Annotated in this window: 12 protein-coding genes; all 12 read right to left on the reverse strand. The window is 69.6% G+C overall.

Features of this window, described 5'->3' with window-relative positions; all coding sequences use genetic code 11:
- Positions 1-268: 268 nt before the first annotated feature.
- Complete coding sequence (locus ABD989_RS09945; RefSeq protein ID WP_345313361.1) at positions 269-3,100, reverse strand: DEAD/DEAH box helicase; 2,832 nt, start codon at positions 3,098-3,100, stop codon at positions 269-271.
- A gap of 28 nt (positions 3,101-3,128) precedes the next feature.
- Positions 3,129-4,115, reverse strand: a complete 987-nt coding sequence (tatC, locus tag ABD989_RS09950; RefSeq protein ID WP_345313362.1) for a twin-arginine translocase subunit TatC — start codon at positions 4,113-4,115, stop codon at positions 3,129-3,131.
- A gap of 21 nt (positions 4,116-4,136) precedes the next feature.
- Positions 4,137-4,415 (reverse strand): Sec-independent protein translocase subunit TatA, encoded by a 279-nt coding sequence (tatA, locus tag ABD989_RS09955; RefSeq protein WP_345313363.1) that lies wholly within the window; start codon positions 4,413-4,415, stop codon positions 4,137-4,139.
- Positions 4,416-4,511: 96 nt separating this feature from the next.
- Entirely contained in the window at positions 4,512-5,501 is a 990-nt protein-coding gene (locus ABD989_RS09960) for a helix-turn-helix transcriptional regulator (RefSeq protein ID WP_345313364.1), read from the reverse strand.
- On the reverse strand, positions 5,501-6,496 hold the full coding sequence (locus ABD989_RS09965; RefSeq protein WP_345313365.1) for a helix-turn-helix transcriptional regulator: 996 nt from the start codon (positions 6,494-6,496) through the stop codon (positions 5,501-5,503). Before ABD989_RS09965 ends, ABD989_RS09960 begins: the two co-directional genes overlap by 1 nt.
- A 16-nt stretch (positions 6,497-6,512) precedes the next feature.
- A complete protein-coding gene (pafA, locus tag ABD989_RS09970; protein WP_345313366.1) occupies positions 6,513-7,871 on the reverse strand; it encodes a Pup--protein ligase in 1,359 nt (452 codons plus the stop codon).
- Positions 7,872-7,876: 5 nt separating this feature from the next.
- Entirely contained in the window at positions 7,877-8,608 is a 732-nt protein-coding gene (prcA, locus tag ABD989_RS09975) for a proteasome subunit alpha (RefSeq protein ID WP_345313367.1), read from the reverse strand.
- Positions 8,605-9,438 (reverse strand): proteasome subunit beta, encoded by an 834-nt coding sequence (gene prcB / locus ABD989_RS09980; protein WP_345313368.1) that lies wholly within the window; start codon positions 9,436-9,438, stop codon positions 8,605-8,607. Before prcB ends, prcA begins: the two co-directional genes overlap by 4 nt.
- The gene (locus ABD989_RS09985; RefSeq protein ID WP_345313369.1) at positions 9,435-9,626 is read right to left on the reverse strand and encodes a ubiquitin-like protein Pup; all 192 of its coding nucleotides are present in this window, start codon (positions 9,624-9,626) and stop codon (positions 9,435-9,437) included. The genes prcB and ABD989_RS09985 overlap by 4 nt, the downstream gene beginning before the upstream one ends.
- Positions 9,627-9,673: 47 nt before the next feature.
- A complete protein-coding gene (gene dop / locus ABD989_RS09990; RefSeq protein ID WP_345313370.1) occupies positions 9,674-11,176 on the reverse strand; it encodes a depupylase/deamidase Dop in 1,503 nt (500 codons plus the stop codon).
- A gap of 23 nt (positions 11,177-11,199) precedes the next feature.
- Positions 11,200-13,785 (reverse strand): ATP-binding cassette domain-containing protein, encoded by a 2,586-nt coding sequence (locus ABD989_RS09995; protein ID WP_345313371.1) that lies wholly within the window; start codon positions 13,783-13,785, stop codon positions 11,200-11,202.
- A gap of 35 nt (positions 13,786-13,820) precedes the next feature.
- Positions 13,821-15,512, reverse strand: a complete 1,692-nt coding sequence (gene arc / locus ABD989_RS10000) for a proteasome ATPase (RefSeq protein WP_345313372.1) — start codon at positions 15,510-15,512, stop codon at positions 13,821-13,823.
- Positions 15,513-15,518: the final 6 nt, after the last annotated feature.

Below are 15,518 nucleotides of genomic sequence, written 5' to 3' on the forward strand. Positions count from 1 at the left end.
CATCCCCTGCGGGGGCATGCCCTGGGGTGGTCGCGCATGCCGTCCACCGGGTCCTGCTCCGTAGCCGGGTGGGGGTCCCTGGGGTCCGGGTCCCTGGGGTCCGGGTCCCTGGGGTCCGGGCCTCGGGGGCGGGGGTCCCGGTCGCGGCGCGGCCCACTCCGAGGGTGGCGGGTCGTTCGGCGTGCTCATACGCTGCCCTTCGCAAAGGTCGTCCCCACCTGCGGGCACGACGTCGACTAGCACTCGGCGGTCAGGTTACCGCAGCGCGTCACTCCAACTCGGCAGCAACAACGCCGCGCCGCAGACTCTTCACCGCGCGCCGTGCCGCACTCGCCAACGGCTGGTCGCGGTCCACGCTGTTGCGGATCTGTTCGAGCAGATCGATCACCTGACGATTCCAGCGCACGAAGTCGCCCGGCGAGAGCAACTGGCCGCCGGCCGACGCCGCGGTGAGCGCCTCGTGCAGCGGCCGACCCGACGACCACGCCGTGACCGCGGCGACGAAACCGGTGTCCGGTTCAGGGGTCACCAGCGACTCCGAGCCGCCCGAGTGCCGCGCCTGCACCTCGTTGGTGGCCCGCCACACGCGCAACGTCGCACTCAGCGCATCGCGGACGCGGGCACTGCCCGGCATGGAGTCGACGCCGTCGGCGTACGTGTCCCGGCGCGACTGGTACACCATCGCCGAGACCACCGCCGCGAGCTCGGTTGGCCCCAGCGAGTCCCAGATCCCGGCCCGAATGCACTCGGCCACCAGCAGATCGGTTTCGGCGTAGATGCGGCGCAGCACGTCGCCGGTCGGGGTCACCCGCACGCTGTTCTCCCCGTCGGACTCCAGATAGCCCAATTCGAGGAGCACGGCGACGACGACGTCGAAGTCGGCTTCCAGCCGAGACTTGCGGTCGGCGATCGACCGCTCCAAGCTCGCCGTCTCCCGCACCAGGCGGTTGCGCTGTTCCCCCAGGCGGAACAGCTTGTCCAGCTTGGACCGCTGGCTTCCGGAGCCGGCGACCGCGTGCACCGGGTGCGCCCGCAACGCCGCCCGCAGCCGCGCCAGTTCCGGATCGGGGCCGCCGTTCTTCTTCCGTTTGCCGCCGCGGCCCACCGGACGCGAAATCCCGCTCGACGCCAGGGCGTCGGCCAGTCGACGGCGACCGCGCCCGCTGCGGGTGTCCGCGTCGCGGGGAATCCGCACGTGTCCCAACACTTCCGGTGGATTGACGAAGTCGCCGGTGCCGACTCGTCCGGCCCAGCCGTCGTCCACCAGCACCAGCGGACGCGGATCGGCGGGGATGGTGGCGGCTTCCAAGACCAGCGCCAGGCCGCGGTGGCGGCGCGAACTGACCGCGATCACCTGTCCGCGTTTGAGTGCGGCCAAGTCCTCGGCCACCGCGTCTTCGCTCGCCACGCGCCGCAGGAAACGTTCTTCGCGCTCGCAGCGCCGGATCTCCTCCCGCAGATCCAGGTAGCCGAGGAAGCCGTCGAAGCGGTTCTCCGGCCCGCGGGCCTCGGTGTCGTCGAGCGACAGCCCCGCGTCGAGGCCTGCCTTCTCGGCCACCCCGACCAGCTCCTGGTCCACACCGCGCAGGCGGCGGCGCGCCTGGTCCAGCTGCCGCGCCTGCCCGACGAGGGTGCGGTCGGTCTGGAATTGGGCGAACGACCGCCGCAACAGATCGCGGGCGCCCGCCACGCCGAGCCGGTCGATCAGATTGAGCACCATGTTGTACTCCGGAGCGAAGGAGCTACGCAGCGGGAAGGTCCGCGCGCCGGCCAGACCGGCGACCCGCTCGGGGATCAGCTCCGGCGTCCACACCACCACGGCGTTGCCCTCGACGTCGATGCCGCGCCGGCCCGCGCGACCGGTGAGTTGGGTGTACTCGCCGGGCGTCAGATCCACGTGGGCTTCGCCGTTGTACTTGATCAGCCGTTCCAGCACCACCGAGCGGGCCGGCATGTTGATGCCGAGCGCCAGCGTCTCGGTGGCGAACACGACCTTGGTGAGCCCCTGCACGAACAGCTCTTCCACGGCTTGGCGGAACATCGGCAGCATGCCCGCGTGGTGCGCGGCGAAGCCGCGGCGCAGACCCGCCCACCACTGGTCCACGCCCAGCACGTCCGCATCACCGGGGGCCAGCTCGGTGAGGTGGCGCTGCACGATCTCGTCGACGCGGGCCACCTCGTCGGGTTCCAGCAGGTTCAGGTCGCTGCGCAGGCATTGGCTGAACGCACCCTCGCAGCCCTTGCGGGAGAAGATGAACATGATCGCCGGCAGCAGACCCGCGTCGGCCAGCAATCGGATCAGCCGCGGCCGCGGCATGGTGGCCGATCGACGGCGGTACCGGTCGCCACCGCCGCGGCCGCCCCGATGGCCGCCGCCCCGGTAGCCGCCCTCCCCGCTTTCGGACGGATCGAGCGCACGCTGCTTGATGTAGCGGGTCAGCTCCGGATTGACCTGGCGTCGTCCCTCGGTGGTGCGGCGGTCGAAGAGTTCGAACAGCCGCGTGCCCACCAGCATGTGCTGGTGCAGCGGCGTCGGGCGCACCTCGGAGACGATCACCTCGGTGTCGCCGCGGACCGTGGTGATCCAGTCGCCGAACTCCTCGGCGTTGCTCACCGTCGCCGACAGCGAGACCACCGACACCGACGGATCCAGCCCGAGGATCACTTCCTCCCAGACGGCGCCGCGGAATCGGTCGGCCAGGAAGTGCACCTCGTCCATCACCACGTGCGAGAGCCCGTCGAGCGTCGACGAGTCCGCGTAGATCATGTTGCGCAGCACCTCGGTGGTCATCACCACCACGGGGGCCGACGAGTTGACGGCGTTGTCGCCGGTCAGCAGACCCACGGAGTCGGCACCGTGCACCGCGACCAGGTCGTGGTACTTCTGGTTGCTCAGCGCCTTGATCGGCGTGGTGTAGAAGCACTTGCCGCCGCTGCGGAGCGCGAGGAACACCGCGAACTCGCCGACGACGGTCTTGCCGGCACCGGTGGGCGCGCACACGAGCACGCCGCGGCCGCTTTCCAGAACTTCGCAGGATTCCCGCTGAAACGGGTCGAGCGGGAAACTCAGTCCGGCGGCGAAGGATTCGAGAGTAGTCATCGGCTCCCAGGATGCCACGGACCGGCGGCTACAGCACCTCGTCGAACGAGCCGGCGGTGCGTCCGGTGCGCGGCTGCGCGGCGGGGATCGGTGTCGGTGCCTCGATCGTCGACGCCGTGGGGCCGTCGCCGTCGACGTCGAGCGGGGCGGCCTGATCGTCGTCGACGTCCATCCAGTCCGGCCGACGCTTGGACTTGCGCTTGTCGTTGAGGCGGGCGAACTGGATCGCGAACTCCTGCAGGATCGACAGCGCGATCGCCAGGGCGGTCATCGTGAACGGGTCGCCGCCCGGGGTGACCACGGCGGCGAAGACGAACATGACGAAGATGAGGCCGCGGCGCCAGTTCTTGAGGCGCTCGTAGGTGAGGACGCCGACCAGATTCAGCGCGACGATCAGCAGCGGCAGTTCGAAGCTGACACCGAAGATCAGCAGCAGCTGAATCATGAAGGAGAAGTACGCGTCACCGGCGAGGGCGGTCACCTGCACCTCGTTGCCGACGGTCAGCAGGAACTCGAAGGCCTTGCCGACCACGAGGTAGGCGAGCACCGCGCCGCCGACGAACAGGACGGCGGCCACCGAGACGAAGGCCATCGCGTGCTTGCGTTCGTTGCCGCGCAGCGCCGGGGTGATGAACTGCCACAGCTGATACAGCCACACCGGGCAGGCCAGAACCACACCGGCGGTCAACGCCACCTGCAGGCGCAGCATGAACTGATCGAACGGCCCGGTCGCCAGCAGGCGGCACTCGTCACCGGAGGTGATGGCCGCGCGCGACTCCGGCGGCAGCTCGCAGTACGGGCCGCGCAGCAGTTCGCCGAGCGACGAGATCGGGCCCAGCCCGTGGGTGTACCAGAAGAAACCGATGACGGTGGTGACGAGGATCGCGGCGATCGCCACCAGCAGGCGGTAGCGCAGCTCGTAGAGATGCTCGGCCAACGGCATCGAGCCGTCCGGATTGACTTTGCTGCGCCGGTTCCGCGGATTCAGCCGGCGCAGCGCTGTGGGAACGCGCACGCGTGTCGTAACGCGGTGGTACTAGGTGTCGGCGCGGTCGTCGGCCTTGCGCGCAGTTGCGTCGCCCGCCGAGGTCACGCCCGACTGCTCGTCGGCAGCAGGCAGTTCGCGCTGCGGTGCGTCGGCGGCAGCCTTCTTGTCCTTGTCCTTGTCCTCGTTGACCATCTCGCCCATCTCGGACTTGAAGATCCGCATGGACCGACCGAGGCCGCGTGCCGCGTCGGGCAGCTTCTTCGAACCGAACAAGATCACCAGCACGACGATCACGACAATCCAGTGCCAGGGCTGTACCGCACCCACAGGTCCACCTCCGCATTGCGTACTGGACTGTTGACCCAGTCCGGCACCGTTAGAAAAAACTCGGTTCCCATCGTACCCGAGGATCGACGGACGCGATCAGCGCGGCGATCCGCCCTCGGCGACGGCGCCGTACCGAGCCAGCGCAGCCCCGGCGGAGGCGTCGATCAGCGCCCGCACCTGGCGGCTGCGCTCGTCGTCGGAGACCACCGACACGCGCCCGCCCAGCGACTGCACCAGTCGGGCCAGCCACTCCGGCGACGCATACGTCAGTTCGGCGAGCACCGGGGCCGTCGGATCGGCCGGGTCGGCCTCCTCGAGCAGCCGCGCCTGGTAGTACTCCACCACCCACACCGCGGACGGGTCGATCGCCAGCCGGGCCACCGGCAGGCTCGCATCGTGGGTCGGCAGCGCCACCGGGACGGCGACGACGTCGGCGGGCGGGTTCGACGCCTCGGGCAGGACGGTGGCCTCCTGCACCCGGTCGAAACGGAAGATCCGGCGCCCCTGCGACTCGCGGCACCAGGCGTCGAGGTAGCTGGTGCCGTCCACCACCTGCACGCGGATCGGGTCGACGATGCGCTCGGTGAGCGCATCCCGGCTCGGGGTGTAGTAGCGCAGCGCCAGCGCCCGCTTGGCGGCGACCGCCTCCCGGATCGCGGCGGAGGCCGGATGTTCGGCGCGGTCGGTGCCGTCGTCGATCACCACGGCGCGCGAGGCGCCCGCCGCCTCCTCCACCTTGGCGACGGCGCGCCGGATCGCGTCCCCGGCCAGGGCGCCCTGCGCGTCGAGCAGCATGCGCAGGGCCACCAGCAGGACGTTGGCCTCGGTACCGGTCAACCGCAGCGGCCGATCGATGCCCGCGGTGAACAGCACCGTGACGTAGCCGTCCCAGAACTGGATGTCGATGAGGTCGCCGCCCGCGTGCCCGGGCAGTCCGCAGACGTAGAGCTGTTCGAGGTCGGTTTTCAGCTGCGCCTGCGTCACGCCGAGTTCGGCGGCCGCGACCGACATCTCGATCCCTTGGCGCGCAAGGAAATACGGGACCATGGCGAGCAGGCGCGAGAAGCGCGAGGGTGCCGGACTCATCAGTGCTGACCTCCTGCGGCGGTGGAGGCGGCCAGCGCCGCCAGTTCGGTGATGACCGCGGCCCGCAGCTCCGGCGGATCCAGCACCACCGCGTCCGGGCCCGCGGCCAGGATCAGCCGGATCAACTGGGAGCGCGAATGCACAGTGATGCGGGCCTCCTGGCCCGGTTCGCCGTCGAGACTGCTGTCGGTCAGGCTGTCCGCCACCCGGCGCAGCTCGTACGCCCGGTCCTGCGCCAGCCACAGGGTGGCCGGCGTCGACTCCCCGGACGCGGTGCGGGCCACCGCCGCCGCGACCAGCGCCGCGAGATCGGTCCCGGCGGGCACGCTGACGGCGCCGGCGTCGCCGATCAGCTCGACGTCGACGATGCGCGCGACCCGGAAGGTGCGCGTCTCGCCGCGATCCAGGTCATGCCCCACCACGTACCACCGACCCGAGTTGCTGACCACGCCCCACGGCTGCAGGGTGCGCTCGTTGAGGCGGGTACCGGCCCGGTGGGTGAACGTGACCGCGTAGCCGTCGTCGATCGCGGCGAGCAGCTGACGGATCACGCGTTCGTCGCCCATCGAACTGCCGCCGGTCTGTCCGAAGACCAGTTCCCCGGGGGCCGTCACCTCCAGGCCCGCGGCGCGCAGTTTGAGCACCGCGGTCTGCGAGAGTGCGGCCACGTCCGGGTCGTGCCACACGGCGGCGGCGGCCGCGATGGCGGCGGCCTCGTCGCGCTCCAGGCTGATGTCGGCGAGGGCGTAGTTCTCCGGCAGGATCCGGTAGCCCTCCTCGCCGCCGAGCGGACCGGAGCCGGTCTCCACCGGGATGCCCAGCGCCCGCAGTTCGTTCTTGTCGCGTTCGAGCATGCGCTTGAACGCTTCGGTGCTCTGCGACGCATCGTTGTACCCGACGACGTTCTTGCGCAGGAACTCGGCCGGAACGTAGGTCTTGGTCGACATCAGGCAGATGACGAGGTTGAGCAGTCGCTCGTTCTTAGCAGTGGCCACCGCCCCACTCTAGGCCTCACATCGCGGCGATCAGCCGTTCGACGCGCTCATCCACATTCCGGAACGGGTCTTTGCACAGGACCGTCCGCTGGGCTTGATCATTGAGCTTGAGGTGCACCCAGTCGACGGTGAAGTCGCGCTCGGCGGCCTGCGCCGCGGTGATGAACTCGCCGCGCAGCTTGGCCCGGGTGGTCTGCGGCGGGGTATCGACGGCGGCGTCGATCGCCTCGTCGGTGGTGACCCGCGCGGCCAGCCCCTTGCGGGTCAGCAGATCGAACACGCCGCGACCGCGCCGGATGTCGTGGTACGCGAGATCCACCTGGGCGATCTTCGGATCGGCCAACGTCATGTCGTACCGATCGAGGTAGCGCTGCAACAGCTTGCGCTTGATCACCCAGTCGATCTCGGTGTCCACCAAGCTGAAGTCGTCGGACTCCACCGCGTCCAGCGTGCGGCCCCACAGGTCCACCACGCGGTCCATCATCGGGTCCGGGGTGCGGCGGGTCAGGTGTTCCAGCGCCCGCGCGTGGTACTCGCGCTGGATCGACAGGGCCGACGCCGTGCGCCCACCGGCCAACCGCACCGGATGGCGCCCGGTCGGATCGTGGCTGATGTCGCGGATCGCCCGAATCGGGTTGTCCAGGGCGAAGTCACGGAAGCTGATGCCCGATTCGATCATCTCCAGCACCAGCAGCGCCGAGCCCACCTTGAGCATGGTGGTGGTCTCGGACATGTTGGAGTCGCCGACGATCACGTGCAGGCGCCGATACTTCTCGGCGTCGGCGTGCGGCTCGTCGCGCGTGTTGATGATCGGTCGCGAACGGGTGGTCGCCGAGGAGACGCCCTCCCAGACGTGGTCGGCGCGCTGGGACAGGCAGAAGCGCGTCTCCGCGCCCGTGCTCAGCACCTTGCCCGCGCCGCAGATCAACTGGCGGGTCACCAGGAACGGCAGCAGCACGTCGGAGACCCGCCCGAACTCGCCGGTCCGCGACACCAGGTAGTTCTCGTGGCAGCCGTAGGAGTTGCCCGCCGAGTCGGTGTTGTTCTTGAACAGGTAGATGTCGCCGCCGATGCCCTCGTCGGCCAACCGCTGCTCGGCGTCGATCAGCAGATCCTCGAGGATCCGCTCGCCGGCCCGGTCGTGCGTCACCAACTGCTCCACCGAGTCGCACTCGGCGGTCGCGTACTCCGGGTGCGAACCGACGTCCAGGTAGAGCCGAGAACCGTTGGGCAGGAAGACGTTCGACGATCGGCCCCACGCCACCACTCGGCGGAACAGGTAGCGGGCCACCTCGTCCGGACTCAGCCGGCGGTGCCCGTCCATGGTGCAGGTGACCCCGAACTCGGTTTCGATCCCCATGATTCGGCGTTTCACGGTGTTCACTCCCCCGTCAGAAGTTCACTGATGTGCTGATCGGTCAGACGCACGAAGGCGCGGCGCGGACGCCCGCGGTCCAGGACCGCCACCTCCAACTGCTCGGCCCCCAGGCGCGGCTGCTCGGCCGCCGTGTCGTCCTTGCCGCTCTTGTCCCCCTCGGCGGGCTGGGACAGCGCGTCGACGGCGATCGAGATCGCCTGCGCCAGCGGCAGGTCCGGCTCGTAGGCCGCGGTCATCGCGGTGACGATCGGCTCGGTGGCGCCGCCCATCACCAGGAAGGAGCTCTCGTCGACGATGGACCCGTCGTAGGAGATGCGGTACAGCTGCGACGGTGACGCACTGCCCGGGCGGGCCACCTCGGCGACGCACAGCTCCACCTCGTACGGCTTGGGCTGCTCGGTGAACACCGTGCCGAGGGTGGTGGCGTAGGCGGTGGCCAACGACAGCGCCGTGACATCGGCGCGGTCGTAGCTGTAGCCGCGCAGGTCGGCGAGCTGGATGCCGGCCCGGCGCAGCGATTCGAACTCGTTGTATTTGCCGACGGCGGCGAAGCCGATGCGGTCGTAGATCTCGCTGACCTTGCGGAGCGTGTTGGAGCGGTTGTGCGCCACGAAGAGCACCCCGTCGGCGAAGGTCGATGCGATCACGCTGCGTCCGCGGGCGATGCCCTTGCGCGCCAGCTCGGAGCGATCGCGCATCACCTGTTCGGCGCTGGCGTAGTACGGGAAGGTCATCGGGGATCCTCCTCACCGTGGGCGGCGGCCCGACGCTCCACCACGGCCTGCGCGGCCGTGGCGATCTCGGTCTCGGTGATCGCCAGCGCCCCGGCGGAATCGACGCGTACGGCGGTGGGGAAGATACGCCGCACCAGGTCCGGACCGCCGGTGGCCGCGTCGTCGTCGGCGGCGTCGTAGAGCGCTTCGATGGCCAGCGCGAGCGCCTCGCCGGCGGTCAGGTCCCGCCGGTACAGCTTCTTGAGCGCCGACCGGGCGAAGACCGCGCCGGAGCCGATCGCGTCGTAACCCTGCCGTTCCTCGTGCACCGCGCCGGCCACGTCGAACGAGAAGATCCGGCCGCGGTCTACGTCGAAACCGACCAGCAGCGGCAACGCCGCCAGGCCCTGCAGCGCACCGCCGAGGTTGCCGCGCACCATGGTGGCCAGGCGCGAGACCTTGCCGTCCAGGGTCAGCGGCACGCCCTCGATCTTCTCGTAGTGCTCCAGTTCGACGGTGAACAGCTTCACCAGGTCAAAGGCGATCCCGGCGGTACCGGCCACACCGGCCGCCGAGAAGTCGTCGGTGACGAAGACCTTCTGCACGTCGCGGGTCGCGATCGTGTGCCCCATGGTGGACCGCCGATCCCCGGCCAGCACCACCCCGCCGGAATAGGCGACGGCGACGATGGTGGTGCCGTGCGACACCTTGCCACCCAGGTCGTCAGCACCGCCGACACCCGCGCCGAGGTGAGAAAGGTTGTGCGGCAATCGATCTGGCGCATGCACGCGCAGGTACTCGGTGAACGACGAGATGTCGCTCGAAGCACCTGCGCCGGGGCGCACCGTCACTGGCCGCCCTTCTGGACGTAGGCCCGCACGAAGTCCTCGGCGTTCTCTTCCAGGACGTCGTCGATCTCGTCGAGCAGGTCGTCGGTGTCCTCGGCGAGCTTCTCCCGGCGTTCCTGACCGGCCGCGCCGTCACCGATCGGGTCGTCGTCGCTGCTGCCGCCACCGCGGTGGGTCTGCTCTTGCGCCATCATCGCCTCCTGGAAGAAGAGTTCTTGATCTCACCCTACCGACTGCCTCACGCCCCGAGAGCCCGCACGAGTTCTTCCGCCGACTGTGCCGCCTCCATCACGTCGCCGACCAGGGCCTTGGTGCCTCGCAACGGCTCCAACGTCGGAATGCGCACCATCGCGTCGTCGCCGATGTCGAAGATCACCGAGTCCCAACTGGCCGCGGCCACGTCGGCGCCGAACCGGCTGACGCACTTGCCGCGGAACCACGCACGGGTGTCCTCCGGCGGCTCGTGCACGGCCCGCAGCACCTGTTCCTCGGTGACCAGTCGCTGCATAGAACCGCGCGCCACCAGCCGGTTGTACAGGCCCTTGTCCAGCCGGACGTCCGAGTACTGCAGGTCGATCAGCTGCAGGCGGGAAGCGCCCCAGCCGAGGCCTTCGCGCTGCCGGAAGCCCTCGAGCAGCCGCAGTTTGGCCGGCCAGTCCAGGATCTCCGCACACTCCATGGGGTCGCGTTCGAGCTTGTCGAGGACGTCGGCCCAGGTGGCGATCACGTGGGCGGCCCGCGTGTCGTCGCTGTGGTGGCGGTCGTGGAAGTCGCTGACCCGCGCCAGGTATTCGCGCTGCAACGCCAGTCCGGTCAGTTCCCGGCCGTCGGCCAGCGCCACCGTCGCGGTCAGCGTGGGATCGTGGCTGATCTGGTGCACCGCGTGCACCGGCCAGGCCAGCGCCAGGTCGGACAGGTTCACGCCGGCCTCGATGAGGTCCAGGACCAGCGCCGTGGTGCCGACCCTGAGGTAGGTCGCGGTCTCGGCGAGGTTCGCGTCGCCGATGATCACATGCAGGCGGCGGTACTTGTCCGGGTCGGCGTGCGGCTCGTCGCGCGTGTTGATGATGCCGCGCTTGAGAGTGGTCTCCAGCCCGACCTCCACCTCGATGTAGTCGGCGCGCTGGCTCAGCTGGTAGCCGGCCTCCTCGCCGCGCTGGCCGATACCGACGCGGCCGGAACCGCAGATCACCTGGCGGGAGGCGAAGAACGGCATCAGTCCGGTGATGATCGCGTCGAACGACGTCGACCGCTGCATCAGGTAGTTCTCGTGCGTCCCGTACGACGCGCCCTTGCCGTCGATGTTGTTCTTGTACAGCTGCAGGTTCGGGGCGCCGGGGACGCTCGCCACGTAGCGGGCCGCCTCCTCCATCACGCGTTCGCCGGCCTTGTCCCAGATGACGGCGTCCAGCGGGTCGCGCACCTCGGGGGCCGAGTACTCGGGGTGGGCGTGGTCGACGTAGAGGCGCGCGCCGTTGGTCAGGATCATGTTGGCGGCGCCGATCTCGTCGGCGTCGATGATCGGCGCCGGTCCGCGGCTGCGGCCGAGGTCGTACCCGCGCGCATCGCGCATGGGCGACTCCACCTCGTAGTCCCAGCGGGTCCGCTGATCGCGGCGCGGCACCTTGGCGGCCGCCGCGTAGGCGAGCACGGCCTGCGTCGACGTCATGATCGGGTTGGCAGAGCGGTCTCCGGGGGCGGAGATCCCGTACTCCACCTCGGTGCCGATGATGCGTTCCATGGCTCCACCCTATGCCGGGGCGGTCAGTGCTTGCGCAGGCGCAGCCGCGAGTAGATCAGGGCGAACAGCAGCAGCCCCATACCGACCAGGACGCCGTAGGTCAGGAGCATGTGGGCCATCGTCGGTTCCCACAGCGGGTACTTGGCGGGTTCGTCCTGCATCACCTTGATCTGCCCGGCCTCCGGATTGATCTTGGGCAGGTCGACGGCCTGGGCTGCGGCGGTGTAGCCCCAGTAGGCCGGGAAGATCCACGACAGCTGCGACACTCCGGCGCCGGTGAGCGGGAACAAGCCGCCGCAGAACACCAGCTGCACCATCACCACGATCACCAGCGGCGGCATGGTCTGCTCGTTGGAGCGCACCAGCGACGAGATCGCCAGACCCACCAGCGCGCTCACGCACGCCAGCACGGTGATCGCACAGAACAGCGCGAGCGGCGGCGGCAACAGCACCCCGCCGTACTCGGGGATGTCGCGCAGGCCGAACGTGATGCCGAGCATGATGGCGCTCTGGACGGCGGCCAGCAGGAAGAACACCAGCGTCTTGGCCCCGAGGTAGGCGCCCGGGCGCAGTCCGACGGCGCGTTCGCGTTCGAAGATGGGCCGCTCGGACACCAGGTCGCGCACGGTCAGCGCGGCACCCATGAAGGCCGCGCCGATCACCAGCACCACCAGCAGCTGGACGGCCTCCACCGGATCGGTGGGGATCGTCGACCCCGGGGCGTGCCCGGGTTTGGTCGCCGTGATGCCGAATCCGGTGGAGCCGGGGATCACCAGGGTCAGCAGACCGAGGACCACCGGCAGCAGCGCCAGGAAGGCCAGGTAGCCGCGGTCGGAGATGATGAGCCGCCATTGTCGGCGGGCGACGGTGTTCATCTGCCGCACCCCGGAGGCCTGCGGCACCGTCAGCGGCGGCCCGGCCGGCGTCAGCGCCGCGGGGGCCGGCTGATGCGGATGGCGGCGACGGTAGTTGTCCCACGCCTGATCGGGGCCGACGGTGACGTTCTCGAAGATCTCCGCCCAGTCGTCGGTGCCGAGTTCGCTCTTCTTGGTCTTCGGGTCGCCGCAGTAGGCGGTCTTTCCGCCGGGCGCCAGCAGCAGCACCTGGTCGCAGATCTCCAGGTGGGCCACCGAGTGGGTCACCACCAGGACCACGCGGCCGGCGTCGGCGAGCGTGCGCAGCGTCTTCATCACCTGGCGGTCCAACGCCGGGTCCAGGCCGGACGTGGGCTCGTCCAGGATCAGCAGCGACGGACCGGTGAGCAGTTCCATGGCGACCGAGGCGCGTTTGCGCTGACCACCGGACAGCTTGTCGATGCGCGTCTGCATGTGGTCGGTGAGCGCCAGCTCGGCGAGGACGCCCTCGATGACCTTGTCGCGGTCGGCGGTCGACAGGTCGGCGGGCAGCCGCAGCTCCGCGGCGTACCGCAGCGCCTGCTGGACGGTCAGCTTGCTGTGCAGGACGTCGTCCTGCGGCACCATCCCGATACGGTTGCGGAGCGCTTCGTACTCGACGTGGACGTCGCGTCCCTCGAACGAGACCCGCCCCACGGTGGGACTGTTCAGCCCGGCCGCGATCTTCGAGACCGTCGACTTACCGGCGCCGGACGGACCGATGATGGCGGTGAGGGTGCCCGGTCCGGCTTGGAACGAGATGTCGTTGAGCAGCGTCTTGCCGCCCTCCACGGTGAGACCGATGCCCTCGACCTGCAGACCGCCGCTGACCGCCGACTTGGCCCGGCCGCGGACCAGGTTGCCGCCGGTGACCACGAAGTCGCTGTTACCGATGGTGACGACGTCGTTCTCGGTGAGCTGCCGGCTGCGGATCCGCAGACCGTTGACGAAGGTGCCGTTGACGCTGCCGAGGTCCTCGAGCAGCAGTCCGCGGGCACCCGCGGTCAGCCGGGCGTGCCGCCGCGACGCCAGCACGTCACTGACGACGATGTCGTTCTCCGGCGTGCGGCCGATGGTCTGCACGCCGCTGACCGCGATGGATTCCCGGCCGGACCGCAGATTGCCGGGCACCTGGAAGACGGCGGAGGCGTTGTTATGCAGCGCCGCCAGGTGCGGCGCATCGGGCAGCTTGCCGAAGGCGGCCGGCGGACCCGCGCGGTGCGGCTGCTGGGCCGGGACCGGGCGCGAGGGCGGGGTCTGCGCCGACATCGGACGCGACGGCGGTGCCTGCGAGGGAGTCGGCCGGGACGGCGGCGGCCCGGGCTGCCGCGGCGGTTCCGGTCGGTTCGGGGCCGGTCGGTTCGGGGCCGGTCGGTTCGGGGCCGGTCGGTTCGGGCGCGCCGGGGCGGCCGCCGGTGTGAGCACCATGATCGGTCCGCGCTGAGCGTCGCCCAACCGGATCTCGGTGCGACCGTTCACCCGCGCGCGGTCGGTCTTGGCGCCGCCGACGTAGAAGCCGTTGGTGCTCCCCCGGTCGGTCACCACCCATCCGCCCGGCGTCCATTCGAACGCGAGATGCGTCCGCGAGATCAGCGGATGGTTGAGGACCACCGTGTTCTCCGGCGTGCGCCCGAGCGTCGCCGGGGACGCGGTGAGCACCTGGGTGGGCCCCGCGTCGATTCGCAGGTTCAGCGGCGTCGGCTCAGAGGCATTCATCACCGGTCACTGTAACCCGGCCACACACGATCGGGTCAGAGGTATTGACCGGTGTTCGATTCGGTGTCGATCGCCCGGGCCGCCCCGCTGCTCTTGCCGGTCACGAGGGTACGGATGTAGACGATCCGCTCACCCTTCTTGCCGGAGATCCGCGCCCAGTCGTCCGGGTTGGTGGTGTTGGGCAGGTCCTCGTTCTCGGCGAACTCGTCGAGAATCGAATCCAACAGGTGGCCGATCCGCAGGCCGCCGCGGCCGGTGTCGAGCTGCTCCTTGATCGCGTACTTCTTGGCCCGGTCCACCACGTTCTGGATCATCGCGCCGGAGTTGAAGTCCTTGAAGTACATGACCTCCTTGTCGCCGTTGGCGTAGGTCACCTCCAGGAACCGGTTGTCCTCGCTCTCGGCGTACATCCGCTCCACCACGCGCTCGATCATCGCGTCGATACAGGCCTGCGCGTCGCCGCCGAACTCGGCGAGGTCGTCGGCGTGGATCGGCAGGGCGGTGGTCAGGTACTTGGAGAAGATGTCGATGGCCGACTCGGCGTCGGGCCGCTCGATCTTGATCTTCACGTCGAGGCGACCGGGACGCAGGATGGCGGGGTCGATCATGTCCTCGCGGTTGGAGGCGCCGATCACGATGACGTTCTCCAGGCCTTCGACGCCATCGATCTCGCTGAGCAGCTGCGGGACCACCGTGGTCTCCACGTCCGAGGACACGCCCGAACCGCGCGTGCGGAAGATCGAGTCCATCTCGTCGAAGAACACGATGACCGGGGTCCCCTCGGACGCCTTCTCGCGCGCCCGCTGGAAGATCAGGCGGATGTGCCGCTCGGTCTCGCCGACGAACTTGTTCAGCAGTTCCGGGCCCTTGATGTTCAGGAAGTAGCTCTTGGCCTCGCGTGCGTCCTCGCCGCGCGCCTCGGCGATCTTGCGGGCCAGCGAGTTGGCGACGGCCTTGGCGATCAACGTCTTGCCGCAGCCGGGCGGGCCGTACAGCAGCACACCCTTGGGCGGACGCAACTCGTAGTCGCGGAACAGGTCGGCGTGCAGGAACGGCAGTTCCACCGCATCCCGGATCTGCTCGATCTGTCGGCGCAGACCGCCGATGTCGGTGTAGTCGACGTCCGGCACCTCCTCCAGGACGAGGTCTTCCACCTCCGCCTTGGGGATGCGTTCGAGAGCGAATCCGGCCTTGGAATCGACCAGCAACGAGTCGCCCGGACGGAGCTTGCGAGTGGCCGCGCCGCCGTCCTCCTCGTGGATCAGCGGGGCCGCCAGGCGCACCACCCGTTCCTCGTCGGCGTGGCCGACGACCAGCGCGCGATCGCCGCCCCCGAAGATCTCGCGCAGCGTGCTGATCTCGCCGACGCCGTCGAAACCGACGGCCTCGACCACCGTGAGCGCTTCGTTGAGTCGCAGTCCCTGGCCGCGCTGCAGCGTGTCCGCCTCGATGTTCGGCGACAGCGTCAGACGCATCTTGCGGCCGGAGGTGAAGACGTCGACGGTCTCGGCGTCGCACACCTCGATCAGGACGCCGAAACCGCTGGGCGGCTGACCCAGGCGATCGACTTCCTCCCGCAGCGCCAACAGTTGCTGGCGCGCTTCCTTGAGGGTCTCGAGCAGCTTCTCGTTGCGCGCCGTGAGCTTCTCGTTGCGCTCGGCCAATTCGGCCGGGTCGCTGCCCCTGCCGGCACCGGGACGACTGCTCGGGCGATCAGACGAAGTCATGGGCAA

Source organism: Gordonia alkaliphila (assembly GCF_039542465.1).
Lineage (GTDB): Bacteria > Actinomycetota > Actinomycetes > Mycobacteriales > Mycobacteriaceae > Gordonia > Gordonia alkaliphila.

Coding starts and splice junctions, on each gene's coding strand:
- ABD989_RS09945 (WP_345313361.1), bottom strand. CDS start 3,100: ATGACTACTCTCGAATCCTTCGCCGCCGGACTGAGTTTCCCGCTCGAC.
- ABD989_RS09960 (WP_345313364.1), bottom strand. CDS start 5,501: ATGAGTCCGGCACCCTCGCGCTTCTCGCGCCTGCTCGCCATGGTCCCG.
- prcA (WP_345313367.1), bottom strand. CDS start 8,608: ATGACCTTCCCGTACTACGCCAGCGCCGAACAGGTGATGCGCGATCGC.
- ABD989_RS09985 (WP_345313369.1), bottom strand. CDS start 9,626: ATGGCGCAAGAGCAGACCCACCGCGGTGGCGGCAGCAGCGACGACGAC.
- dop (WP_345313370.1), bottom strand. CDS start 11,176: ATGGAACGCATCATCGGCACCGAGGTGGAGTACGGGATCTCCGCCCCC.
- ABD989_RS09995 (WP_345313371.1), bottom strand. CDS start 13,785: ATGAATGCCTCTGAGCCGACGCCGCTGAACCTGCGAATCGACGCGGGG.
- arc (WP_345313372.1), bottom strand. CDS start 15,512: ATGACTTCGTCTGATCGCCCGAGCAGTCGTCCCGGTGCCGGCAGGGGC.